At 62.4% G+C, this 25170-nt stretch carries 24 protein-coding genes and 1 tRNA gene; 11 read left to right on the top strand and 14 right to left on the bottom strand.

Annotation, left to right across the window (positions count from 1 at the left end; genetic code table 11):
* Nucleotides 1–30 precede the first annotated feature (30 nt).
* From cysK to AC4FIJ_RS12275, 3 genes are read right to left on the bottom strand one after another with little or no spacing between them, the layout of a single operon-like run.
* Entirely contained in the window at nt 31–948 is a 918-nt protein-coding gene (cysK, locus tag AC4FIJ_RS12265; protein WP_490337008.1) for a cysteine synthase A, read from the bottom strand.
* On the bottom strand, nt 945–2261 hold the full coding sequence (locus AC4FIJ_RS12270) for an MFS transporter (RefSeq protein ID WP_490337009.1): 1317 nt from the start codon (nt 2259–2261) through the stop codon (nt 945–947). The genes cysK and AC4FIJ_RS12270 overlap by 4 nt, the downstream gene beginning before the upstream one ends.
* A gap of 8 nt (nt 2262–2269) precedes the next feature.
* Entirely contained in the window at nt 2270–2917 is a 648-nt protein-coding gene (locus tag AC4FIJ_RS12275) for a carbonic anhydrase (RefSeq protein ID WP_490337010.1), read from the bottom strand.
* An 82-nt stretch (nt 2918–2999) separates the two neighbouring features.
* Here AC4FIJ_RS12275 and lipA point away from each other — a divergent pair, with 82 nt between their 5' ends.
* Entirely contained in the window at nt 3000–3992 is a 993-nt protein-coding gene (gene lipA / locus AC4FIJ_RS12280; protein ID WP_490337011.1) for a lipoyl synthase, read from the top strand.
* Nucleotides 3993–4006: 14 nt separating this feature from the next.
* Nucleotides 4007–4468 (top strand): type II toxin-antitoxin system RatA family toxin, encoded by a 462-nt coding sequence (locus AC4FIJ_RS12285; protein ID WP_490337012.1) that lies wholly within the window; start codon nt 4007–4009, stop codon nt 4466–4468.
* On the opposite strand, the gene AC4FIJ_RS12290 is transcribed toward AC4FIJ_RS12285, so the two are convergent.
* Both AC4FIJ_RS12290 and AC4FIJ_RS12295 read right to left on the bottom strand, forming a co-directional pair.
* Nucleotides 4429–4932, bottom strand: coding sequence for a CinA family protein (locus AC4FIJ_RS12290; RefSeq protein WP_490337013.1), 504 nt, complete (start codon nt 4930–4932; stop codon nt 4429–4431). The two genes, AC4FIJ_RS12285 and AC4FIJ_RS12290, sit on opposite strands and share 40 nt — an antisense overlap.
* A 35-nt stretch (nt 4933–4967) precedes the next feature.
* Complete coding sequence (locus AC4FIJ_RS12295; RefSeq protein ID WP_490337014.1) at nt 4968–6155, bottom strand: bifunctional 2-C-methyl-D-erythritol 4-phosphate cytidylyltransferase/2-C-methyl-D-erythritol 2,4-cyclodiphosphate synthase; 1188 nt, start codon at nt 6153–6155, stop codon at nt 4968–4970.
* Nucleotides 6156–6227: 72 nt separating this feature from the next.
* Between AC4FIJ_RS12295 and dusB the strand changes: the two genes are divergently transcribed.
* From dusB to hflX, 7 genes are all read left to right on the top strand, one after another.
* Nucleotides 6228–7265 carry a tRNA dihydrouridine synthase DusB gene (gene dusB, locus AC4FIJ_RS12300; RefSeq protein ID WP_490337015.1) on the top strand — a complete coding sequence of 346 codons (1038 nt, stop codon included), beginning with the start codon at nt 6228–6230 and terminating at the stop codon, nt 7263–7265.
* Nucleotides 7262–8407 (top strand): two-component system sensor histidine kinase NtrB, encoded by a 1146-nt coding sequence (locus tag AC4FIJ_RS12305; protein ID WP_490337016.1) that lies wholly within the window; start codon nt 7262–7264, stop codon nt 8405–8407. Before dusB ends, AC4FIJ_RS12305 begins: the two co-directional genes overlap by 4 nt.
* Nucleotides 8404–9852 (top strand): sigma 54-interacting transcriptional regulator, encoded by a 1449-nt coding sequence (locus AC4FIJ_RS12310; protein ID WP_490337017.1) that lies wholly within the window; start codon nt 8404–8406, stop codon nt 9850–9852. Before AC4FIJ_RS12305 ends, AC4FIJ_RS12310 begins: the two co-directional genes overlap by 4 nt.
* Nucleotides 9853–9965: 113 nt before the next feature.
* Nucleotides 9966–12284 (top strand): sensor histidine kinase, encoded by a 2319-nt coding sequence (locus AC4FIJ_RS12315; RefSeq protein WP_490337018.1) that lies wholly within the window; start codon nt 9966–9968, stop codon nt 12282–12284.
* A gap of 34 nt (nt 12285–12318) precedes the next feature.
* A complete protein-coding gene (gene ntrX, locus AC4FIJ_RS12320; RefSeq protein WP_490337019.1) occupies nt 12319–13701 on the top strand; it encodes a nitrogen assimilation response regulator NtrX in 1383 nt (460 codons plus the stop codon).
* A 170-nt stretch (nt 13702–13871) separates the two neighbouring features.
* Nucleotides 13872–14507: an RNA chaperone Hfq gene (gene hfq / locus AC4FIJ_RS12325; protein ID WP_490337020.1), complete on the top strand. Its 636-nt coding sequence runs from the start codon at nt 13872–13874 to the stop codon at nt 14505–14507.
* Nucleotides 14508–14561: 54 nt separating this feature from the next.
* Complete coding sequence (gene hflX / locus AC4FIJ_RS12330) at nt 14562–15869, top strand: GTPase HflX (RefSeq protein WP_490337021.1); 1308 nt, start codon at nt 14562–14564, stop codon at nt 15867–15869.
* On the opposite strand, the gene mazG is transcribed toward hflX, so the two are convergent.
* From mazG to AC4FIJ_RS12375, 9 genes are all read right to left on the bottom strand, one after another.
* The gene (gene mazG / locus AC4FIJ_RS12335; RefSeq protein WP_490337022.1) at nt 15866–16657 is read right to left on the bottom strand and encodes a nucleoside triphosphate pyrophosphohydrolase; all 792 of its coding nucleotides are present in this window, start codon (nt 16655–16657) and stop codon (nt 15866–15868) included. The two genes, hflX and mazG, sit on opposite strands and share 4 nt — an antisense overlap.
* A gap of 63 nt (nt 16658–16720) precedes the next feature.
* Nucleotides 16721–16891, bottom strand: a complete 171-nt coding sequence (locus AC4FIJ_RS12340) for a hypothetical protein (protein ID WP_490337023.1) — start codon at nt 16889–16891, stop codon at nt 16721–16723.
* Complete coding sequence (locus AC4FIJ_RS12345; RefSeq protein ID WP_490337024.1) at nt 16888–17655, bottom strand: MBL fold metallo-hydrolase; 768 nt, start codon at nt 17653–17655, stop codon at nt 16888–16890. Before AC4FIJ_RS12345 ends, AC4FIJ_RS12340 begins: the two co-directional genes overlap by 4 nt.
* A complete protein-coding gene (locus AC4FIJ_RS12350) occupies nt 17652–18428 on the bottom strand; it encodes a TatD family hydrolase (RefSeq protein WP_490337033.1) in 777 nt (258 codons plus the stop codon). The genes AC4FIJ_RS12345 and AC4FIJ_RS12350 overlap by 4 nt, the downstream gene beginning before the upstream one ends.
* Entirely contained in the window at nt 18428–19993 is a 1566-nt protein-coding gene (metG, locus tag AC4FIJ_RS12355; RefSeq protein ID WP_490337025.1) for a methionine--tRNA ligase, read from the bottom strand. Before metG ends, AC4FIJ_RS12350 begins: the two co-directional genes overlap by 1 nt.
* 66 nt (nt 19994–20059) lie before the next feature.
* Nucleotides 20060–21025: an AAA family ATPase gene (locus AC4FIJ_RS12360; RefSeq protein WP_490337026.1), complete on the bottom strand. Its 966-nt coding sequence runs from the start codon at nt 21023–21025 to the stop codon at nt 20060–20062.
* Nucleotides 21022–21666 carry a dTMP kinase gene (tmk, locus tag AC4FIJ_RS12365; RefSeq protein ID WP_490337027.1) on the bottom strand — a complete coding sequence of 215 codons (645 nt, stop codon included), beginning with the start codon at nt 21664–21666 and terminating at the stop codon, nt 21022–21024. Before tmk ends, AC4FIJ_RS12360 begins: the two co-directional genes overlap by 4 nt.
* Nucleotides 21663–22865, bottom strand: coding sequence for a D-alanyl-D-alanine carboxypeptidase family protein (locus AC4FIJ_RS12370; protein WP_490337028.1), 1203 nt, complete (start codon nt 22863–22865; stop codon nt 21663–21665). Before AC4FIJ_RS12370 ends, tmk begins: the two co-directional genes overlap by 4 nt.
* Nucleotides 22866–22893: 28 nt before the next feature.
* Nucleotides 22894–23922, bottom strand: a complete 1029-nt coding sequence (locus tag AC4FIJ_RS12375) for a lytic murein transglycosylase (protein ID WP_490337029.1) — start codon at nt 23920–23922, stop codon at nt 22894–22896.
* Nucleotides 23923–24052: 130 nt separating this feature from the next.
* Between AC4FIJ_RS12375 and AC4FIJ_RS12380 the strand changes: the two genes are divergently transcribed.
* Both AC4FIJ_RS12380 and AC4FIJ_RS12385 read left to right on the top strand, forming a co-directional pair.
* Nucleotides 24053–24142, top strand: a tRNA-Ser gene (locus AC4FIJ_RS12380).
* A gap of 146 nt (nt 24143–24288) precedes the next feature.
* Nucleotides 24289–25170: tyrosine-type recombinase/integrase (locus AC4FIJ_RS12385; RefSeq protein ID WP_490337030.1), on the top strand; the 882-nt coding region annotated here is incomplete at its 3' end.

Here is a 25170-nt window from a genome sequence, read left to right on the forward strand (position 1 = left end):
CGACCTTTTTCTAACCGATCAAATCGGACTTCAATCCGGCAGGAAATCCGGAACCGAGAGATAGCGTTCGCCCGTATCGTAGTTGAAGCCAAGCACCCGCATGCCCTTTTCCAGTTCGGGCAGCTTTTTCGCGATGGCTGCCAGCGTCGCACCGGAACTCAGTCCGACCAGCAAGCCTTCCATCGCGGCGGATTTGCGGGCCATGTCCTTGGCCTCGTCCGCGTCGACCGAGATGGCGCCGTCGATCGAGCGCGTATGCAGGTTCTCCGGAATAAACCCTGCACCGATACCCTGTAGCGGGTGAGGCCCCGGCTGGCCGCCGGAGATCACCGGCGAAAGTGCAGGTTCGACCGCATAGGCCTTCATCGTCGGCCAGACGGCTTTCATCTCTTCGGCGCAGCCCGTCAGATGACCGCCGGTTCCGACGCCCGTGATCATCACATCGATCGGGCTGTCCGAAAAATCCGCAATGATTTCGCGCGCGGTCGTTCTGGCATGGATCTCGGGATTGGCGTCATTCTCGAACTGCTGCGGCATCCAGGCGCCCGGCGTCTCGTCGATCAACTCGCGCGCCCGTTCCAGCGCGCCCTTCATGCCCTTTTCCTTGGGCGTCAGGTCGAAAGTCGCGCCATAGGCCAGCATCAGGCGGCGGCGCTCGATCGACATGCTTTCGGGCATGACAAGAACTAGCTTGTAGCCCTTGACCGCGGCAACCATCGCAAGGCCGATACCGGTGTTGCCGGACGTCGGCTCAATGATCGTGCCGCCTTCCTTCAGCGCGCCGCTCTTCTCGGCCGCTTCGACCATGGCCAGCGCGATACGGTCCTTGATCGAACCGCCGGGATTGGCGCGTTCGGACTTTATCCAGACCTCGTGGTCCGGAAACAGGCGCGAAAGGCGGATATGCGGCGTGTTGCCGATCGTGGCGAGGACATTGTCGGCCTTCATGTGGTGGCTCCTTCCTGCTCTTTTGTGCTCTTGCCATCGGCGGTGACGCGATAGGCTGGCGCGAACGTCCGGGCGTTCCTGAGTTCAGGATAGGCATACGCCCAGATGACGACCACCAATATCGCCCCGACTCCGCCGAAAACAACCGCCCCCGTCGCCCCGATCAGCGCGGCGGCCACGCCCGATTGCAACTCGCCCAGCTCGTTCGATGCCGATATCGCAAGGCCCGAGATCGAGGACACGCGCCCGCGCATGTGGTCCGGCGTGTTGAGCTGCACCAGCGATCCGCGCACGAAAACCGATATCATGTCCGCCGCGCCCAGCACGACCAGCATCGCCAGGCTGAGCAGCAATTCGCGCGAGACGCCGAACAGGGCCGTCATCAGGCCATAGATCCCGACCGCCCAGAGCATCTTGACTCCGACATTGCGTTCAAGCGGTTTCCAGGCCAGCCACAGCGCCACGATCCCCGCGCCAAAGGCCGGAGCCGCACGCATCCAGCCCAGACCGATAGGCCCCACCTGAAGGATGTCGCGCGCAAACACGGGCAGCAGCGCCGTGACCCCGCCCAGCAACACGGCAAACAGGTCGAGCGAAATCGCGCCCAGCAGGAAACGGTCGTTCCAGACGAAACGCAAGCCATCGGTCACTTGCCGGATGGGATGGACCTTGCGGTCGACGTCGGGTTGCCGCAGCGGCTTGATCAGTGCGACAAGCAATGCGCCGAGCGCCAGCAGGAAAACCGACACGATATAGGGAAAGCTGGGAAAAACGGCATAGAGCATGCCGCCCGCCGCCGGACCCAGCACCGTGGCGAATTGCCAGGCGATGGCATTGGTCGCGATGGCGCGCGGGATCATCTTTGCAGGGACGATATTGGGCGCCAATGCGTTCATCGCGGGGCCAAAGAAAACGCGCGCGGTTCCGTGCAAACCCGCCAGAAGAAACAGCAAGGGCAGCGTCAGATGACCATGCCAAGTCGCAAAACCCAGCGCGGCCGCGATCAGCATGTCGAGCAGCATCGCAGTGACCGCCACCTTGCGCCGGTCGAACCGGTCGGCGGCAAAGCCCGCGAAAGGCGTCAGAAGGAACAGCGGCACAAATTGCGCCGCGCCCAGCAGCCCAAGCTGAAACGCGGCGAGCGAGCGACTCATCCCGTAATCGCTGCGCGCTATGTCATAGACCTGCCAGCCAAGCACAACGACCATCGACAGCGTCGCGATGACCCCGGCGAAGCGCGCGACCCAGAACAGCCGGTAATCGTGAATCTGCAGCGGATGGCGCGGTTCGGCCGCGCCAGGCTCTGTCCTCATGACTTAGGTCAGCGGACGGGATTGAACTTGCCGGAACCTTCGTCGAGCCAGTGGAGGATACCGTCGGAAATCGCGAAGAAAGCGCCGCGCAGGCGAAGCGTGCCCTTGGCTTCCTTGGCATTGACGCAAGGGAACGTGCGAAGGTTCTCGATCGAAACCCTGACGGCGGCCAGCTCCATCTCGCGCTCTGCCTCTCGCGTTTCGGTGCCATGCTTGTGCGCCACCTCGTCGCGGGCGTCGTCGAGCAGTTCGATCCAATCGGCGATGAAACCGCCGCGCCCCGGTTCCGCGCCATGCATCGATTGCGTAAGCGCCGCCTTGCAGCCGCCGCACATGCCGTGGCCCAGCACCAGCACTTCCTCGACCTCCAGCACCTGCACCGCGAATTCCAGCGCCGCCGACACGCCGTGATGGCCGGGCGTCGTTTCGAAGGGAGGAACCATCGCGGCGACATTGCGGACCACGAATATCTCGCCCGGGTCGACGTCAAAGATCTGGCTGGGATCGACCCGGCTGTCGGAACAGGCGATCACCATCACCTTGGGAGACTGCCCTTCCTTAAGCTGCATCCAGCGATCGCGCTGCGGATGCCAGCTCTTTTCACGAAATCGTAGATAGCCTTGGGTGAGGGCGGACTGGACAGGTGAATCGGTCATGATGCGTTCTTTGCATCCGCGTCCTGCACCTTGCAAGCAGCATGATGTTGCGGCCCGGCACCGGTCGGCTTATGTGACCATCATGAACGAGATCACCAAACCTGCCGATATGCGTCCCCCGATCCAGCGCAAGCCCGACTGGATTCGCGTGAAGGCGCCGACCAGCAAGGGTTACGCCGAAACGCGGCGCCTGATGCGCGACCTCAAGCTGAACACGGTGTGCGAGGAAGCGGCCTGCCCGAACATTGGCGAGTGCTGGACCAAGAAACACGCGACGGTGATGATCCTGGGCGACGTGTGCACGCGCGCCTGCGCGTTCTGCAACGTCAAGACCGGCATGCCGCGCATGGTCGATCCGATGGAGCCGGTGAACGTCGCCGTCGCCGCCGGCGAGATGGGGCTTGAACATATCGTCATCACCTCGGTCGACCGCGACGACCTGCCCGACGGCGGTGCGGGTCATTTCGTCAAGGTGATCGAGGAACTGCGCAAGCGTGCGCCCAACACCACGATCGAGATTCTGACGCCCGATTTCCGCGGCAAGATGAAGCCCGCGATCAAGGCGATCTGCGAGGCGCGGCCGGATGTGTTCAATCATAATCTGGAAACCGTGCCGCGGCTCTATCCCACGATCCGTCCCGGCGCCCGCTATTATGCGTCGCTGCGGCTGCTGGAGGAGGTGAAGGCGAACGATCCGTCGATCTTTACCAAGTCGGGCATCATGCTGGGTCTGGGTGAGCAGCGTCTGGAAATTCATCAGGTGATGGACGACATGCGCAGCGCCGACATCGATTTCCTGACCATGGGCCAGTATCTGCAGCCGACACCCAAGCACGCCAAGGTCGTCGATTTCGTAACCCCGCAGCAATTCAGCGCGCTGGGTTCGATCGCCCGCGCCAAGGGCTTCCTGCAGGTGGCCTCAAGCCCGCTAACGCGCTCGAGCTATCACGCGGGCGATGATTTCGCCGAGATGAAAGCCGCGCGCGAAGCGCAGCTGGCGAAGCAGGGAAGCGAACCCGTCAAGGTGCCCGGCAAGAAGCAATGGGTGCGCGACGAGACGGCGTCCGCCGAATAAGCCGGATCCGATCGATGCCAAGCATTCGCGAAACGCGCGAACTCGACTATTCCGCCGAACAGATGTTCGATCTTGTCGCCGATGTCGCCAGCTACCCGCAGTTCCTGCCCTGGGTCGTCGCCACCCGCGTGCGATCGGACAGCGAGACGGAGATGGTCGCGGACATGATGGTGGGCTTCAAGGCCCTGCGCGAACGCTTCACGTCCAAAGTTCACAAGCATCGGCCCGACAGGATCGTCGTCGAATATGTCGATGGCCCGCTATCCAACCTTGAGAACATCTGGCGGTTCGAACCGCTGGACGAGGGGCGGTGCCGCATCCATTTCTGCGTCGAATTCACCTTCCGCAACAGGGTGTTCGAGGCGCTGGCCGGCCAGTACCTCGACCGTGCATTTCGCAAGATGGTCGGCGCATTCGAAACGCGCGCTCAGGACCTTTACGGCAGCAATAATTCCAGCGCGCACAGCGCCGCCTGAAGGCGGACGTGCGCGCGGCCCGTGCATTCGAAATGCCTCAGCTCCGCTGAAGGCTCTTCACCTTCGTCGCGGTCGCGCTTTGCGCGTGCGAAGACCACGGTGCCGACAGGCTTCAGATCGGTGCCGCCGTCGGGGCCCGCGATACCGGTGATCGCGACGGCGACATCTGCATCGGAACTTTTGATCGCGCCCGTCGCCATCGACCAGGCAACCGCGACCGAAACCGCTCCGAAGGTTTCGATCAAGTCGCTCGGGACGGCGAGCTCTTCCATCTTGGCCTGATTGGAATAGGTTACGAATCCCCGATCGAGCACTTTGGACGAGCCCGGGATTTCCGTCAGCGCCGAACAGACAAGCCCGCCGGTGCAGCTTTCGGCCACGGCAATCGTGGTGCCTGCGTCCATGTGTGCCGCCACGACTTTCGCCGCGAGATCGGTCAGTTCCTTGGGGAGGTTGCTGTCCATGTCATTTCCGAAAAGTGGGGGGGTGGTCGAGGCCGTCATGCGGTCCTCGTCAGCAAAATCTGCGCCTGCGCGGCGATGCCTTCGCCGCGACCGGTAAAGCCCAGACGCTCGGTGGTGGTCGCCTTGACCGAAATGACACTCATGTCAACAGCAAGCAGTTCGGCCAGTCTTGCGCGCATCGCTTCGCGGTGCGGGCCGACCTTGGGTGCTTCGCAGATGATGGTCAGGTCGCAGTTCGCGATTGCATAGCCCTCGCGCGCCGCCAGTGAAGCGGCGTGCGATAGAAATATATGAGAGGCCGCGCCCTTCCACTGCGGATCGCTTGGCGGGAAATGATCGCCGATGTCCCCCGCCGCAATCGCGCCGAGAATCGCATCGGTCAGTGCATGGAGAGCGACATCGGCATCGCTGTGGCCCGACAGGCCCTTGTCGTGGTCGATCCTGATCCCGCACAGCCAGATATGATCGCCCGGGACCAGGCAATGCACGTCATATCCGCTCCCGACTCTAAATGATGGCGGGGGCGCGGCGTTCATGGCGAAATCCTCTCTGAAAGTCAGCTTGGCGAGCCTTGCATCGCCGTCCACCAATGCGATTTCGAGACCTGCCTTTCGCAGCACCTGCGCGTCGTCTCCGGCAATCGGATCGCCTTGCCAGTCGCGGTGGGCCGCAAGAATGTCAGCAAAGCGAAAGGCCTGCGGCGTTTGAACGCGCCTGAGGTTTTCACGCCTGGCGGGCGCGGCCATGATGTTTCCGCTGGCTTCGACCATGCTGTCCACAACAGGTAGAACGGGAATGGCGCCCGGAATATCCCGCAGCGCCGCGATCAGCCGCTCTGCAACTTCGCGGGGCAGGTCGGGACGGGCCGCATCGTGGATCAGCACAATCCCGGGCGGACACGGCGCCGAGGCCAGGCGTTCGAGGCCAGCCCGCACCGATTCCTGCCGCGTCGCGCCGCCTGTGACAAAGGATACGCCGTCGCAGTCGCCAATGGCGCTGCGGGCCTGCCCTTCGTCCCCGCCCGGAATGACGACGAGGATCGGTCCGGTAATCGCGCTGCGAAATCGCTCGACAGCATGCCCGAGAACCGTTGTGCGGCCATAGGAGGCATATTGCTTTGGAGTGCCCATGCCCGCCCGCGACCCGCTGCCTGCCGCGACGATAATGCCTGCGACATCGCCTGCCGCAGTTTCGGTACCTGATCGATCAGCATGGTCCGCCATCGCGCGTCCCGCTACAGGCTTGATGGGGATTGAGCAATCGACTATGCGCTCTGCTTAATTTTTAGGCAGACCATGAACGCAGATACGACCCTTCCGCCCGCGCCAAGGCTCGCGCCGATCCGCATCGGACCGGTGACCGTGGCCACGCCCGTCGTCCTCGCGCCGATGACCGGCGTGACCGACATGCCGTTCCGCACGCTCGTCCGCCGGTTCGGATCGGGCCTGAACGTGACCGAGATGATCGCCAGCCAGGCGATGATCCGCGAAACGCGCCAGTCCATCCAGAAGGCCGAATGGCACCCCAGCGAGGATCCCGTGTCGATGCAGCTTGTGGGCTGCGACCCGGTCTCGATGGGAGAGGCGGCCCGCCTGAACGAGGATCGCGGCGCGGCGATCATCGACATCAATTTCGGCTGCCCGGTTCGCAAGGTGACCAACGGTTTCGCCGGATCGGCCCTGATGCGCGACATTCCGCTCGCGTCAAAGCTGATGGCCGAAACGATCAAGGCGGTTTCGGTTCCTGTCACGGTCAAGATGCGGATGGGCTGGGATCATGCCTCTCTCAACGCGCCCGAACTGGCCCGTATCGCGCAGGACCTTGGCGCGGCCATGGTGACGGTGCACGGCCGCACGCGCAACCAGATGTACAAGGGCAGCGCCGACTGGGCCTTCGTGCGCAAGGTGAAGGACGCGGTGTCGATCCCCGTCATCGTCAATGGCGACATTTGCAGCATCGAAGACGCGGCCACCGCGCTTCAGCAGAGCGGAGCGGACGGGCTGATGATCGGCCGCGGTGCCTATGGACGGCCGTGGCTGCTTGGACAGGTTATGGACTGGCTGGAAGGCCGCGACGTGCGTCCGGATCCCTCGCTTCCCGATCAATATGCGTTGGTGACCGAGCATTATCGCGCCATGCTGGACCATTACGGCGGCGATACGGGGGTCAAGATGGCGCGCAAGCACCTGGGTTGGTACACCAAGGGGCTGAAGGGATCGGCGGAATTTCGCAACAAGGTGAATTTCATCGACGATGCCGACGATGTGCTGGCCGCCTTGCGTGAATTCTATTTGCCGCTGTTCGATTCCGGACCGAAGGCCGTCGCCGCGTGACGATCGGGGGCGCGATCAGCGAAGCGGTCAGGCCATCTCCCGATCACGCCCGGTTGATCGCCAGCCTACCCTATGCCGTCATCATGCTGAGGCCGGGCCTGCGCGTCGCTGCCGTCAACTCCGCGGGCGAGCATCTTTTCGGCCAAAGCGCGCGGCGGCTGGTGGGCAAGCCGCTGAAGACGCTCGTCGATTTTGGCGAAGCACGTCTGATGCCCATGCTGGAGGACGGGGATGTCCAGATCAACGCGCGGGACATGACCGCGCGGATCGGCAAGGAAAGCGCGCGCCGCGTGAATGTCATCGCCTCACCGATCGCCGGGTGGGAAGGCTGGCAGACGCTCACCCTGATGGAAGCCGCCGAGGTCGAGGGTTTCGAGGAATCGGGGCTTGCCGGTCACGAGGAATCCGGTCTCAGGGCGCCCGAGATACTCGCTCATGAAATCAAGAACCCGCTGGCCGGCATTCGGGGCGCCGCACAGTTGCTGGGCCGCAAGGCAAAGCCTTCGGATCGCGCTCTTACCACGCTGATCGCAGAGGAAGTGGACAGGATCGCTGCGTTGATCGACCAGATGCAGACCTTGTCGAGCCGTTCCGCCGCTCCGGCAACGCCGCTGAACCTGCATGTGGCCATCCGGCGCGCGCGGGCCGTTCTGGAAGCGGGCGGCCATGACCGGATCCGTATTCGCGAGGATTTCGATCCTTCGCTGCCTATGGTGCTGGTGAATTCGGATTCGCTTCTGCAGGTGCTACTAAACCTACTGACCAATGCGGCCGAGGCGTGTTCGGCACAGGAGTCTCCCGAGATTACACTGCACACGCGCTTTGCCAGCGGGATCATGCTTCGCCAGGCCGGTAACGCGCAGCCGATCCGCCTGCCGATCGAGATTTGCGTGACCGACAATGGTCCGGGCGTCGACCCCGAGTTGCGCGACCATATTTTCGAACCCTTCGTCTCTTCGAAAAAGCAGGGCCAAGGCCTGGGACTGGCTCTTGTGCGCAAGCTGGTGCGAGACATGAACGGGCGTATCCATCATGAGCGCGACGAATTGCGCGGTCTGACCCATTTCCGCGTACGCTTTCCCATGGCCGAATCGCGCCGGGACGCGGGGCTCGGCGACCGGGCAGAGGAAGCGCTGACATGACCGCGCCCGTTCTGCTGGTCGAGGACGATATCTCGATCGCGCTGGTCATCACCACAGCGCTTGAAGAAGAAGGTCTGAAGGTGATCCGCTGCGACACGATCGCAGAACGTGACCGCTTGCTGGCTACCGAGAATTATGCGGCCCTGATCACCGACGTAATGCTCAAGGATGGCGACGGGATCGAGACACTCGACGATGTGCGGCAGTGTCAGCCCGACCTGCCCGTCATCGTCGTGTCCGCGCAGAACACGCTGGATACAGCCGTAAGGGCGAGCGACACCGGCGCCTTCGAATATCTCCCCAAGCCTTTCGACCTTGATGAACTCGTCCGCGCCGTTACGGCAGCCATCGGCAATGCCGAGGCAGAGGCGAAGCCGCTTGAGGAAGGCGATCCTGCCTTGCCACTCGTCGGGCGGTCGAGTGCGATGCAGGCGGTCTATCGCATGATCACCCGCGTGCTGCGGAACGATCTGACCGTCCTGATCCTCGGTGAATCCGGCACGGGCAAAGAACTGGTCGCCGAAGCGATCCACAAGCTGGGCCAGCGTTCGCGCGGACCATTCGTTGCCGTGAACACCGCGGCGATTCCCGCCGATCTGATCGAATCCGAACTGTTCGGCCATGAAAAGGGCGCCTTCACCGGAGCCTTCGCTCGGCACGTCGGCAAATTCGAGCAGGCGCGCGGCGGTACGCTGTTTCTGGACGAGATCGGCGACATGCCGATGCAGGCGCAGACCCGCCTGCTTCGCGCGCTTCAGTCGGGCACGATCCTGCGGGTCGGCGGGCGCGAGGAGGTGCCCATCGATGCCCGCATCGTTGCGGCGACCAACAAGGACCTTGCCCCGCTGATCGAAACCGGACGGTTTCGCGAGGACCTCTATTATCGGCTCAATGTCGTGCCTATCCAGCTTCCTCCGCTGCGCGAGCGTGGCGACGATGTCGATTCGCTGGCGCACCATTTTCTGGCTCAGGCCGCGCGAGAGGGGTTGCCGCGCCGCAATCTCAGCCGCGAAGCTGCCGCCTTGTTGCGGGTTCAACCGTGGCGCGGAAACGTGCGCGAATTGAAGAACTTCATCTATCGGCTGGCCCTGCTTGCGCGCGAGGAGATCGTGGACCGGGCCGCCGTGCAACTGCTGCTGGCGGACGAGACGGCGACTGCTGCGCCCGCATCGCCGCGCCCGGTGGGCGAGGGGGCAGGCGGGGCCAACGATCTCGACAGCGCGCTTGCCCGCTGGCTTGCCGCCAATGCGCCCGAACCTGGGCAGATCTATGCCAAGGCCATCGCGGCGTTCGAGCGCCCCTTGCTGTCGCATATGCTGGACACGACAGGCGGGAACCAGCTTCGCGCAGCACGAATGTTGGGGATCAACCGCAACACCTTGCGCAAGCGGCTGGATGAATTGCACATCGATCCGGAACAATTCACCCAGCGCGCAGGCGACTGAAAACGGCCTGAACATCGCGTGGCAGCGGTTCGTCGCGTTTTCGCGATCATTTATCCACGCAGCGGCAATGCCCTCTTGAGTTTGGGCAACAGCCCTGTTGTATTCCCGCAACGATGAAGCCCGACCGCCCCCTGTCTGCATCGCCTCCCGATGCCGCCACCGAAAATGGGGCTGAGCGGCTATTCGCTACCGGATCGGCGGGTCGCGACTGGCAGCGACTTTTGCGCCGGGTCAACATTCTTTGGCATCGATCCAACGGGTTCGCCATTCTCGAAATTGCGTGTGTTGCCGCGATTGTCGCGACCATCGTGTTCGGATGGCTGACGCTTGACGGGCGGTCGCAGGGTGCCCTGTTGCCAACGGCCACCACAACAACGCTGCTGGTCGTGACGCTGGTTCCGGGCATGGGCCTCATGGTCCTGATTGGCCGGCGCCTTGCCTTGCGCAGGGCAAGGCGGCTTACCGGGTCGACCGGGCGCATGCATGTCCGCCTCGTCTTCTTTTTCTCGCTGCTGGCGGCGGTTCCGACATTGCTGGTCGTGGTCTTTGCGTCCTTCCTGTTCCAGTCCGGCGTCGAGTTCTGGTTCTCCGACCGGTCCCGCGGTTTGCTGGAGGATGCGAACGAGCTGGCGCGCGGTTATTACGAGCAGAATTTCCGCGACATCGGCGACAATGCGATCGCCATGGCGGACGATATTCGGTTCTATCTCGACCGAGCGCCGATCACGAGCCCCGAGTTCGCCGAGGCCTATACAAGACAGGTCATCCTGCGCGAGTTCGACAGTTCGGCCATCGTCGAGCGGGACAGCGACGGAACCGTGCGAACCGCGGCCATCGTCGATCCCGAAAGCGATTTCGGTCCCTCGAACATCGAACCCGAGATTTTTGACAAGCTCGCCGCCGGTTCGCGTGTCGAGGTTACTGCCGTTGCCGAGCGAACCGAAGCGATTGCACCTCTCGACCTTGGGGCGGGCATCTTCCTCTATACCTCGCGCGAATCCGATCCGCTAGCGCTCAGCCAGTGGCAGCGCGCGCAAAGCGTGCTCGCCAATTACGACGTGCTGACCGACAATGTCCGGTCGCTGCAATTGCGGTTCAACATCGCGCTGCTCGTGGTGTCGCTGGCGCTGGTCGGACTGGCGGTGTGGTTCGCGCTGCGTTTTGCCGACAGGCAGGTGGGGCCGCTGGCCGAGCTGGTCGATGCGGCGCGCGATGTGGGTGCGGGCAATTTCTCCAGTCGTGTCAGCGGGCGCACGGGGTCCGACGAAATCGGCCTGCTCAATCGCGCCTTCAACCGCATGACCTCGCAGATCGAACGGCAGACCGCAGCGCTGTTGTCGGCCAATGAGCAATTGCACGAACGCCGCGCCTTTATCGAGGCCGTCCTCGATTCAGCGACGGCCGGTATCGTGTCCATCGACACCAAGGGACGTGTCCTGCTGATCAATGGATCGGCGCAGACGCTGCTGGTCGGGGAAGGGGAGGATTCACCGATCGGTCGATCACTCAAGGAGATCGCGCCGGGGCTTGCCGCATTGGTTGAGGATGGAAAGGGCAGCGGCATCGTGCAGCTTCCGCGCGGCGGGGACATGCGAACCATGGCCGTGAAGCGGGCGCGGACCACGCATGGCCATGTGCTGACATTCGAAGACATCACGCGCCAGCTGCTCGACCAGCGGCGTGCGGCCTGGTCGGATGTGGCGCGGCGTATCGCGCATGAAATCAAGAACCCGCTGACGCCCATCCAGCTGGCGACCGAACGGCTCAACCGGCGCTATCGCCGCCAGATCGAGACTGATGGCGAGCTGTTCGACGAGTTGACGCAGACGATCATCCGGCAGGTCGGCGACCTGCGCAAGATGGTCGACGAGTTCTCTAGTTTTGCGCGGATGCCCAAGCCCAGCTTCCGGCGCGAAGATATTTCCGACCTCGTGCGGCAATCGATGTTCCTGCAGGAAGTCGGCCATCCCGGCATCGGCTATCGCTTTCATGCCGAACCCGGCGACACGGGGATTGACTGCGACCGCCATCAGGTGGGGCAGGCAATGACCAATGTGCTCAAGAACGCTGCAGAGGCCATAGAGGCACGCAAGCTTGCCGAGGGCGAGTCCTATCGCGGTCATATCGAAGTCGCGCTTCAGCCCGATCGCGACGGGGTGACGATCACGGTCACCGATAACGGCAGCGGTTTGCCCCAACAGGGCGAACGCATCGTCGAACCCTATATGACCACACGCGAAAAAGGGACCGGGCTGGGGCTGGCGATCGTGCAGAAGATCCTGGGCGAACACGGCGGTCATATCGGTTTCGATCCGGCGCCGGATGGCGGCACGACCGTGCGCATGCGTTTCGCCCGCGATCCCCTGGCCGAGGAAGCGGGCGCAAGATCGGTCGATGCCGCGGAAGACAAGGGGCAGCAGGCGGCAGAATGAAGCATATGAATCAAAAAAGGCAGGACTGGCTCTGATGGCACTCGATATCTTGATCGTGGACGATGAGCGGGACATCCGCGAACTTGTCGCAGGCGTGCTTTCCGACGAAGGATACGAATGCCGCACGGCCGGCGACAGCACAGCCGCACTGCGGGCGATCGACGAAAGGCGGCCGTCGCTGGTTCTGCTAGACGTCTGGCTCCATGGCTCACCGATGGACGGGCTCGAAGTGCTCGACGCGGTGAAGCAGCGCGAGCCCGACCTGCCGGTGATCGTGTTCTCGGGCCATGGCAATATCGACACCGCCGTCTCGGCCATCAGTCGCGGCGCCGTGGATTTCATCGAAAAGCCGTTCGAGGCGGAGCGCCTGCTCCTGATGGTCGAACGGGCCACAGAAACCGAACGCCTGCGCCGCGAAAACGCGCAGTTGCGCAATGACGGCGGAGCGGGTTTCGAGGAATTCAACGGCAACTCTGCTGCGATCAACGCCGTTCGTGCGACCCTGAAGCGCGTTGCCAATACGGGAAGCCGCGTTCTCATCACCGGTCCCGCGGGCGCGGGCAAGGAGATGGCGGCGCGGCTCCTCCATCACTGGAGCGCCCGGGCGGAAAAGCCTTTCGTCACCGTCAATTCGGCCCGGATCACGCCCGAGCGGTTCGAACAGGAATTGTTCGGCGAGGAATCGGGCGGCCGGCTCGTGCGTGCGGGCCTGCTTGAGATGGCCGATGGCGGCACGCTGTATCTCGACGAAGTGGCCGACATGCCGGAATCGACTCAGGCGCGTATATTGCGTGTCCTGACGGACCAGGCCTTCGTTCGTGTCGGCGGCAACCGCCAGATCCGCGTCGATGTCAGGGTGGCTTCCTCCAGCTCGCAGGATCTGTCCGAAGCGATTGCCGATCGCCGCTTTCGCGAGGATCTGTATTATCGGCTGAACGTCGTGCCGGTCGGCGTGCCGGGACTGGCGGAGAGGCGCGGCGATATTCCCGTTCTCGCGAACCATTTCTTCGCGCGCTATGCCCGCAGTCAGGGCTATTCCCCGCCCGAGATCAGCGATGAGGCGGTAGCCGTCCTGCAAAGCTATGAATGGCCGGGGAACGTGCGTCAGCTGCGTAATGTGGTGGAACGCACCTTGATTCTCGCTCCGCGCGAGCGGCTGACCACGATCGAGGCGGACATGCTTCCGGCGGAGATCACACAGGAATCGACGGGCGACAGCGCCGGCATCACCGCGATGATGGGAATCCCGCTTCGCGAGGCGCGCGAACAGTTTGAGCGGGAGTATTTGCGAGTCCAGATCCGCCGGTTTTCCGGCAATATTTCGCGCACGGCCTCCTTTATCGGGATGGAGCGGTCGGCCTTGCACCGCAAGCTGAAGACGCTGGGCCTTTCGGAAAAGCGCGACGAACCTGCCTGAGCGCGTTGCTACCAGATCATAGCAAAGCATCGCTAAACGATTGCGCTGCACTGCAGCAATTAGTAGGAGTCTTCAAACCGGCGTGATATAACGTCCGGTATCGGTGCCATTAGCAGGCGCCAGAACGCCACGCGACGAGGAGCGCGTGTGCCAACAACAGGAGACCAATAATGGCCGGAAAGACGCTCAGCATCCGCACAAAGGCGGAAGAGCCAGCGCCGGAACGGGTCGATGAACCCGCCGAAACCGAAGCTGCACCCAAGAAGACCACCACGCGCAAGGCGCCTGCGAAGGCGTCGGCTGCAAAGGCTGCGACTCCCAAGCCTGCCGCCGGCAAGGGGCAGAATCTTCAGGACATCTTTCTCAATCACCTGCGCAAGCAGAAGACGCCGGTCACCATGTTCCTGGTAAAGGGCGTGAAGCTGCAGGGCATCGTGACCTGGTTCGACAATTTCTCGATCCTGCTGCGCCGTGACGGCCAGACCCAGCTTGTCTACAAGCATGCGATCAGCACCATCATGCCAACGCAGCCGGTCGATGCCGCGATGTTCGAAATGGGCGACGAGCAAAAGGGCAAGCGCATGTTGCAGGACGTGTTCCTCGCATCGGTCCGCGACGCGGGCGCGCAGGTCACCATGTTCCTGATCAACGGCGTGATGCTGCAGGGCCGAATTGCGGCCTATGATCTGTTCTGCATGCTGCTTGAGCGCGAGGGCTATGTGCAGCTGGCCTATAAACATGCTATCTCGACCGTACAGCCGATCACCCATGTCGACCTGAGCGGCGACTGGGCTGGCGAAGAATAACGGAGAACGCCCCTGGGCGAGGATATTTTCGGTAACGACGATGTAAGCGGCGAGGTGACACGCGGTGCGCGGGCCATCGTCGTGCTGCCTGACATTCGCAAGGAGAACCTTCCCGATCCCTCGGCCCGGCTCGAGGAGGGAAGGGGGCTGGCGCTCGCCATCGGGATCGAGGTGGTCGACAGCTTTGTAATCCCGGTGCGCGACGTGCGCCCCGGCACACTGTTCGGTTCGGGTCAGATCGAGAATATTCGCGCCGCCTGCGAGATGGAAGACGCCGAGCTGCTGATCGTCGATGGCGCGCTGTCGGCGATCCAGCAACGCAATCTGGAAGATTCGCTCAAGCGAAAGGTGATCGACCGGACTGGCCTGATCCTCGAGATCTTTGGCGAACGGGCGGCAACGGCCGAAGGCCGGTTGCAGGTCGAGCTTGCGCATCTCGATTATCAGGCTGGCCGTCTTGTGCGCAGCTGGACGCACCTTGAACGGCAGCGCGGCGGCTTTGGCTTCCTGGGCGGCCCGGGCGAAACGCAGATCGAGGCCGACCGTCGGATGATCCGCGACCGCATGGCGCGGCTGCGGCGCGAATTGGAACAGGTACGCCGCACGCGTGCGCTTCACAGGGCGCGCCGGGGAAGGGCGCCCTGGCCGGTGGTCGCGCTGGTCGGTTATACGAACGCCGGCAAATCGACGCTTTTCAATCGCCTGACAGGGGCCGAAGTGATGGCGGAGGATTTGCTTTTCGCCACGCTGGATCCCACCATGCGCGCAATCGGCCTGCCCGGCGTCGAGAAGGCGATCCTGTCAGATACGGTCGGGTTCATTTCGGACCTCCCGACCCAGCTGGTGGCCGCGTTCCGGGCCACGCTGGAGGAAGTGACCGGCGCCGACATCATCGTCCATGTACGCGACATGTCGAGCGCGATGGCGGATGAGCAAAAGGCGGAAGTCGTCCAGATTCTCAAGGATCTGGACATCAATACCGGCGAAGAGGATGCCATCGATATCCCGCTGATCGAAGCGTGGAACAAGTGGGATGCGATCGAGGGAGAGCGCCGGAAAGAGTTGGCCGAGCAGGCGGAACGTTCGGAAGAGCCCGTCGTGCCCATTTCGGCGCTGGACGGTTTCGGAACTGACGCGCTGGAACGCGCGATAGCCGCTATTCTGACGCGCGATGCCCGCGTGCACGACATCGTGCTTCCCAGTCATGACGGCAAGCGAATTGCCTGGCTCCATGCCCATGGCGAAGTGCTGAGCGAAGAAGAGATCAAGGACGAGATCGAAGGCGAAGAGCCCCAGATCCGTATGACCGTACGCATCGAGGACCGCGAATTCGGTCGCTTCGTGTCACTGACCGACAGTTAGGTTGCGCGGCCTTTTTCCCCGGCCTTGACGCGGTTCCACAATTCGTCCTGTGCCTGCAGGTCGAGCGCTGAAAACTCGCGGTCTTCGCTTGCGGCAAGGGTTTCCATGCCGGCGAAGCGGCGCTCGAACTTCAGATTGGCAACGCGCAACGCTTCCTCGGCCGAGACGCCGTTCTTGCGAAGGAAATTGACCGCCGCGAACAACAGGTCGCCGCCTTCCTCGACCCGCTCTTCTTCGGTGTCGGCGGAGGCGAACTCCGCTATTTCCTCGTGCAACTTATCCGCCGCGCCAACCGTGTCCGGCCAATCGAAACCGACCCGGGCAGCACGTTTCTGCAGTTTTTCGGCACGCATCAGGGCAGGATAAGCCAGTGCCACGCCATCCAACGCGCCTGTCTGGGACTTCTCGGCGCGTTCCTCGGCCTTCAACCGCTCCCAATTGGCCTTGATGGTTTGGGTTCCGTCGGCTTGCTGGCCCGCGAAGATATGCGGATGACGCCGCTCCATCTTGTCGGCGATCGACGCTGCGACATCGGCAAAGTCAAACGCGCCGGCTTCCTCGGCCATTCGTGCATGAAAAACGACCTGGAGAAGAAGGTCGCCCAATTCGTCCCGCAGATCGGCCAAGTCGCTGCGCGCAATCGCGTCGGCGACTTCGTAGGCTTCCTCGATCGTATAGGGCGCAATCGATGAGAAGTTTTGAGCGACATCCCATTCGCATCCATTCACCGGGTCACGAAGGCGCGCCATGATGGCGAGCAGGCGGGCGACGGGTTCGGTCGTGGACATGCGAAAACCTCAGGGACGATAATCTATATTATGTAAAATTACTCGCGACATGGCCGTGGACGATCAGGACGTAATCAGCCCCATCACCAGCGTGATCGCCAAAAATATGCCGACCCAGATCAACACCATTCGGATTGTCGCGGAGCGACTGACTCGGTGCGAACGCCACGAACCGATCATCAGCACAAGCCACCCAAGAAGGCTGATTAGCGAGACGAGCGCCAGCGTCGTCATGGCCTTATCTGCATACCGTCGTAGCCAACCTCGACATTGCGCGGCAAATCTTCACCCAGCGTTCGATAATCCATGCTCTTGTCGAGATGCGTCAGGACGACCTTGCCAGCTTTGACCCGTTCGGCCAGTTCCAGCGCCATGCCCAGGTGCGCATGCGTCGGATGCGGATCCCTTCTGAGGCAATCAACCACCAGCAGGTCACAGCCATCCATCAGCGATACCATGTCCGTCGTTATTTCGCTGAAGTCCGTCGCATAAACCACTGACTTATCGAAACTATCGAAGCGAAATGCGGTACTCTTCACCGGTCCGTGCGGCATTTCGCACCAAGCAACCGACAAGCCGCAAATCATCCGCAACCGGTCCAGTGGCTCAAGATTGACAATCGTGGGATAGCCGAACTGGCCGGCGAAGACATAGTCGAACCGGCGCCGCAGACGCTGCACCGTCACCTCGCTCGCGAAACCCGGAATGGGTCCGCCGCGACCATATCGCAGGACGCGCATATCGTCGATTCCGTGACAATGATCGGCATGATCATGGGTCCAGAAAACCGCGTCGATCCGGTCTATGTCGTTGGAGAGCAATTGCTGCCGCAGATCGGGCGACGTATCGATCAGGATGCGCTGGCCGTCATCGGTCTCGATCGCGACGGAAACCCGGCTACGCCTGTTCCGTGGTTCCTCAGGGTCGCAATCGCCCCAGTCATTGCCGATGCGAGGAACACCGGTCGACGTGCCCGATCCCAGTATTGTCAGCTTCACAGCGCCGCCTTGCTGAACAGGCGCTTGAAATTATCCGTCGTCGTTTGTGCCAATTGCTCCGTTCTCACACCCCTGAGGCGCGCCACGAATTCAGCCGTATCCACGACAAACGCCGGCTCGCATGTGCTTCCCCGGTGCGGGACGGGCGCCAGAAAAGGCGCATCGGTTTCCACCAGCAAACGGTCTGCCGGGACGGACTTCACGGTTTCCTGCAAGTCGGCCGCGTTCTTGAACGTCACGATACCCGAAATGGAAATGGTGAGGCCCAGTTCCAGAACCTGTTCGCCGAACTCACGCGACGCGGTGAAGCAATGGATGAGGGCCGGAAACGCCCCCTTCCCCATCTCGTCCTTCAAGATACCGAGCGTGTCTTCCTCTGCGTCCCGCGTATGGATGATGACCGGCAAGCCCGTTTTGCGAGCGACATCGATATGCATGCGGAAAAGACGGCGCTGGGCGTCACGATCCGAATGGTCGTAATAATAATCCAGCCCGGTTTCGCCGATTGCGATCACACGCTCGTGGTCCGTTGCCGCCAGCAGTTGGTCCGCGCTCAGATCGGCATGTTTGTCCGCCTCATGCGGATGGATGCCCACGCTGGCCCAGACATCGGCTTCCCGCTCGGCCGTCGCGATCACGTCGCCCCATTCGCTCTGCCGGGTCGAGATGTTGAGGAAGCCACCGATACCGCGCGCACGCGCTTGTGCCAGCACGTCAGCCTGGCGTTCGATCAGCCCCTTGTAGTTCAGATGACAATGGGAATCGATGAGCATCAAACGGCGTCCTCCGTTTGCGGAAGCTCGACCCTTGGGAACACGCCTTCCGGTTTGTCCACCTTGAACCCGCTTTCGGCCAGACGTTCGAACCATGTCTGGTCATCGAGCGCCGAAAAATCTCGCTCGCTGTCTGGAACACCCATCTGGTCGAGCAGCCTGTCGATCGAACCGGGGACGACCGGGCGAACGGCGATGGCAAGATCGCGCACGCAGCGGAACAGGATGTTGAGTACGACCGCCATCCGATCCGGATCCGTCTTGCGCAGCGCCCACGGCGCCATTTCGTCGACATAGGCGTTGCAGGCAAAAACGGCCTTGATCCAGGCTTCGAGACCTTCGCTGAAGGACAGCTTTTCGAAGGCGGTGCGCAATCCGGCGATACCCTCGCGCACATTGGCGAGCAATGCGGCATCGGCATCGTTTTCCTGTATTCCGGCATCAATAGCGCCATCCAGATTCTTAAATATCATGGATAATGTACGCTGCGCCAGATTGCCGAAGCTGTTCGCCAGCTCTGCATTGGAACGCGTCACGATAGCCTCGGGCGAATAGCTGCCGTCCTGTCCGAACGCGATCTCGCGCATCAGGAAATAGCGCAAAGGATCGACCCCGAACTGCTCGATCAGCATCACCGGATCGGTCACATTGCCGAGCGACTTCGATTCCTTCTTCCCGCGGTTCAGCAGGAAGCCGTGTCCGAACACCTGCTTTGGCACGGGCAGGCCCGCGCTCATCAGAAAGGCCGGCCAGTACACCGCGTGAAAGCGCACGATGTCCTTGCCGATCAGATGAAGGTCGGCAGGCCAGAATTTATCCAGATCAGGCGTCTCATCCGGATAGCCCAGACCGGTGAGATAGTTGGTCAGCGCATCGACCCAGACGTACATCACATGCTCGTCGGCCCCGGGCACCTTCACGCCCCAATCGAAACTGGTGCGAGACACCGACAAATCCCTGAGGCCGCCCTCGACAAAGCGCATCACTTCGTTGCGGCGGCTGTCGGGTTGGATGAAACCGGGGTTGTCGCGGTAAAGTGCCAGCAGCGGCTCGGCATATTTCGACAGGCGGAAGAACCAGCTTTCCTCGACCGTCCACTCGACGGGCGTTCCCTGGGGCGACAGCTTTACGCCGCCCTCGCCCTCGCTCAGCTCGCTTTCGTCGTAATAGGCTTCGTCGCGGATGGAATACCATCCTTCGTATCGGTCAAGATACAGGTCGCCGTTCGTTTCCATCGCCTGCCAAAGAGCTTGGCTGGCGCGATGATGCGAAGAGTCCGTCGTGCGAATGAAATTGTCGTATGAAATATCAAGACGTCCAAACAAGTCACGGAAATGCGTCGACATTTCATCGCAAAGGTCCCGCGGAGTGACTTGCAGTTCACGGGCCTTTTGCGCCATTTTCAGGCCATGTTCGTCGGTTCCGGTCTGGAAGCGGACTTCGCGCCCCGACGCACGCTGGAAACGGGCGATGACATCGGCGGCGATGGTCTCATACGCGTGGCCGATATGCGGCTTGCCATTCGGATAGTGAATGGCGGTCGTGATGTAATAAGGATCGGCCATTTGGCCCCTGACTTTCTCAACTGGATAGATCGCGCGAAACCCGCCCTTGCGGGCTCGCGATTTTCGCTAACCCTTAGGTGTCGCAGCGCCTGCCAGCAACCCGCCAATTTCCACGACGGTCAGTCCGGGATCGAAATTCGCATAGGGAATTTCGCGGCCGAGGTTGAGCAGTCGGTCGTGGGCATCGATCAGCGCGGCACGCTTCTCGCGGGGCGCTTGCCGCGCATGTCCGGCACACAAATTGCGGGCAAGGCGCACGCTGGCGAGCAGACGCTCGCGATCCGGGCGCGTTCCGATCGCGGCGGCCAAGGCACCTCTCCGGGCGAAATCCGTGTCACCATTCACGATGATGCTGCGAAGCTCTTTCGCAATCGGGGCCAATTCGTCATCGATGAAAGAAAGCGCGGCACCGGGTGAGCCTTGCGCGGCTTCGATGGCCGCGCTCATGAGGTCAGGCGACAGCGAGGGCTCGTGTTCCGTCAGGATCCTCTCCAGATCGCTGTCTCTCAGCCCATGGAAACGCAGCTGGCGGCAGCGCGACCGGACCGTCGGCAACAAGCCTCCCGGTCGATGCGCGACGAGCAGAAAGATCGTGCCAACGGGCGGCTCTTCGAGGCTCTTGAGCAAGGCGTTTACGCCAGACTTCTCGAGATCGTCGGCAGAATCGATAATTACTGCCCGGCGAGGGCCCAGGGTCGGGCGGGTCGTCAAACGGCGCTGCATGGCGCGGATCTGGTCGACGCTGATGCTGCGCTTGCGCGTATAGGGCTTGCCTTCCTGCCGCTTCTTTTCCTCGTCGCTGCTGGAAGGCAGGGTTTCGAGCACGAGTATATCCGGATGCGCGTCAACTTCGGGCTGGGGCACGCCCCGCTGCGCGACCATTTCCGATGCGGCCTGTTTCGCGAAGCTGGCCTTGCCAAGACCCCGCCGGCCCGAAAGCAGCCAGGCATGATGCATGCGCTCCCCATGCATCGCCGCACGCCAGCTTTCCCAAGCTGCCTCGTGGCCGAGCATTCTCGATGCCTCGATCATGCTTCCTCCACAAGCGGCACGATGGCCTGCATGATCCGGGCATGCACATCGCCCGGATCGCCCGATCCGTCGATCCGAACAAACCGGTTCGCGGCGTCGGTGGCAATCAGTTCGAACCGCTCGCGCACTGCTGCATGATAGGCCTCGTCCTTGGCGCCGATTCGGTCCGAGGCGTTTCCGTCTCGGATCTTCGCGCGTTTGGCGGATTCCGCAGGAGCAAGGTCGATCAATATGGTCAGGTCGGGCAGCAGGCCGCCGCTGCCGATGGCATGAAGCGCAAGAACATCATCGTCATCAACGCCGCCCGCCCCGCCCTGATAGGCACGGCTGGAATCGAGGAACCGGTCACAGATAACCCATTGCCCGGCAGCCAGCGCCGGTTCGATCAGCTTTTCGACATGATCGCTACGCGCTGCCGCAAACAGCAGTGCCTCGGCCCGCGCACCCCAATCCAGTTCGGGATCCAGAAGCAGACCGCGAAGCGCCTCTGCACCCGGCGTTCCGCCCGGTTCGCGCGTCGTCAGCGCCGCTATACCAAGCCGTTCGAGAGCATCGGCAAGCAAGCGCGACTGGGTCGTCTTTCCGGCCCCCTCCCCGCCTTCGAAGGCAATAAACCGCCCTCTCGAAGCCGGTGCGCTCACCCGAACAGCCCCAGCAGACCGTTGCGAAGCCGCTGCATCGCATTCGCCTCGCCTACCTCTTCGGTCGCGACGAGGTCGAAGCGCGCCGGGGACAGGCCTTCGCGCGTTACGACAAGCTCGCCGACGCGCTGTCCCTTGCTGATCGGCGCGGCGACGGGACCGTTATAGCGCATGATAACGTCAACATCGCCCTTTTCGCCGTGCGGGACCGAGATGTTCACGGGACCGGCGGGAGCCACCGCGACATGCCGGCTTGCGCCGCCCTGAACGTCGACCTGACCGACCGGCTGGCCCTTGCCGTAAATGCGCTGGGCGTCCCAGGCGGCGAAGCCCCATTCGATGAAATCGCGGGCAACCTGCTTGCGCTGACTGCTCGATTCCGCGCCGCCCAGCACCATGATCAGGCGTCTTCCGTCACGCTCTGCCGATCCCACGAAGCCATAGCCCGCCTCGTTGGTGAAACCGGTCTTCAGCCCGTCCGCGCCCTCGACATAGCCCAGGATCGGATTGCGGTTTTTCTGCGTGATCTTGTTATAGCTGAACGAGGGCAAGGCAAAATAGCGGCGATAGAGATCGCCATGTTCCATCAGCAAGGCGCGCGTCAGCGTCGCCAGATCGCGCGCGCTGGTATAGGTACGCCCCTCGTCCATCCAGCCGTTCGGCGTGTTGAAATGGCTGTCGTCCATGCCAAGCTTTTCGGCATTGGCATTCATCAGGGCCGTCCAACCCTCGATACTGCCGGCAGCGCCTTCGGCCAGAATGACGCAGCCGTCGTTGGCGGATACCGTCAAAATGGCCTTGAGCAGCGTATCCACCGACAAGGACGTGTTCGCGACCGAGAACATGGTCGATCCCTTGCCGCTCCACTCCCGTGCGATGCGGGGGGATACGGGCATGCGCTGTTCAGGCCGCAGCCGTCCCTGCTCCAGCAGTTCGAACGCGGTGTACACCGTCATCAACTTGGTCAGCGAGGCTGGAATGAAGCGCCGGTCGGCGTCCTTGGCGTAGAAGGCCGTCCCTGCCTCGGCATCCATGATCAGCGCGATGGGCACCTGCTGGATCGGAGGCGCCGCGGGATCGAGCGTCTGCGCCGACACCGCATTGCCGCGACCGGACTGGGCCATGGGCATTGCGGGCGCAAACGCCAGGGCAATGCCGGCCGAAGCGCCCACGAGGCGCTGTCCCATACGAAAATTCATGTCTGCTCCTGCCGGCAAAGCGCGCGGTTCAGCGGATTGCGTCTGCCAGAAGACCTACCGAAAGTGCGTAATAGTTGGAACAGTTGTAGTCCAGTATCACCCGGTAATTGCTGGTCAGAAGATAGGCGGTTGCCCCCGGCCCATCAGGTTCGAACAGGAACGCGAACGTGTCGTCGGCGATCCGGCCCTGCGGCCTGATCCCCAGGGCCTTCCATTCGGCGACGGTCTTCCATTGACCGTGCCGTTCGAACACCCGTTCGCAGCGCGGGGCATTGAGCCGGCTGACATTGCCCGATCGATTGAAATTGCCCGGCACATAGGCAGGCACGCCCCATGGCTCTCCGCGGCGCCATCCGGCGTTCACGAAGTAATTCGCGATCGATGCCAGCGTGTCCGCACGGCTGTTCCAAATGTCACGCGTGCCATTGTTGTCGCCGTCCTGCGCCACCCTCAGCCACACGCTGGGCAGGAACTGCGGATTGCCGATGGCCCCGGCCCAGCTGCCCGTCAGCTGCTGCCGCGTCACGCCGCGGTCCAGCATCTTAAGCGCCGCGATCAGTTCGGCCTCGAACAGGTCCCGCCTGCGTCCTTCATAGGCCAGCGTCGCCAGCGAACGGATCGTATCGAAAGTGCCGGTATAGCTTCCGTAATTCGTCTCGTGCCCCCAGATCGCTATCAGGATCTCGCCCGGCACGCCGTATCGCTGCTCGATCGACGGTAGCAGCGAGGCGCTGGCCGCATAGGTGCGCTTTCCGCCATTGATGCGCGCGGCGTCGACATGGCGCTCACGATAGGGCGCGAAAGGCGGATAGGACGATCCCGGCGGATCGGGCGCCTGCGGGCGGTCGAGTTCAACGACCCGCGTGTTGATCGTCAATCCCGACAGCCCCTGCTGGATGGCGCGATCGGATACGCCCTGTGCTCTTGCCCTGCTGGCAACTTCGGCCAGATAGGTTTCGAATCCGGCCTGCGTATAGACCTGCCCAAAAGCGGTCTGGGTCGTCAGAAGTGCGGCAAATGCCGCGGCGATGGCAGTCAAGCGGGTAACGATCGTCATGGCCGGGGTCATGGCATAGGCAAAGCCGCGTGTGAATTGCCTCTATGCGATCATTCGACCAATGGATGACAGATCAAGCCGCAGTGCAGAGGTGACAAGCGCCAAAGAAGGCGCTAGCGGCGCTTTTCACGGACAGGTGGCCGAGTGGTTTAAGGCAGCGGTCTTGAAAACCGCCGTGGGTTCACGCTCACCGTGGGTTCGAATCCCACCCTGTCCGCCACCACCCTTTCCCTCATTTTCCGCCGATGACCTGAAAAAGCCAAGCATTTGCGCGGCTTATCAGGTGATTCGGGTCCCACACTGTCCTTGCTCATCCATCGGTGTCCGATTGGATTTGTGGGAATAAATGTGGGAGAATTTGCAGCCATGGGTAAGCTTTCGGCAACAGCGGTAAAGGCCGCCTCGAGACCCGGCAAATTAGGCGATGGCGATGGGCTTTACCTCGTGGTGAAGTCGTCGGGCACGAAGAGCTGGATGGTCCGGGTGCAGAAAAACGGCAATCGCCGCGATTTCGGTCTCGGAGGCGCATCGAAGATATCGCTGGCGGTCGCACGTGAGCGGGCCCGCGAGGTTCGAACCTGGGTCGAACTGGGACTGGACCCGCTGTTCGAGCGCCGGAAAGCGGAAGGCATTCCCACATTCCGGGAAGCTGCCGCCAAGGTACTCGCCCAGCATCGCGCGACATGGCGCAACGAGAAACACGAGAAGCAATGGATCAGGACGCTGGAGGCCTATGCCTTCCCCCATCTTGGCAACGTGCAGGTCAACGACATCACGGGGCCGATGATCCGCAATGTGCTGGCCGAGATCTGGCTGGCAAAGCCTGAGACGGCGCGCCGGGTGCGTCAGCGGATCGGGACCGTGCTCGACTGGGCCTATGCCTCGGGATACCGCGACAGCGAGGCACCCATGCGCGCGATCACCAAGGGCCTGCCGCGCCAGCCGAAGAAGGAAGGCCACTACGCGGCCATGGCCTATGCCAAGGTGCCGGACTTCATTCCGCGGCTACGCGAGCGTGAAAGCTACAGCAGGCTGGCGCTGGAGTTTGCGATCCTGACGGGGGCCCGCTCGGGCGAAGTGCGCCATGCTGTCTTCGATGAGTTCGATCTCGATGAGAAGCTATGGACCATCCCGAAGGAGCGGATGAAAGCCAATCGCGAGCATGTCGTGCCGCTGTGCGATCGGGCAGTACGGATCATCGAGCGCTGCATGGAACTGCGCGTGAGAAACTGCGAGCTCGTCTTTCCC

It is taken from the genome of Croceicoccus sp., assembly GCF_983967925.1.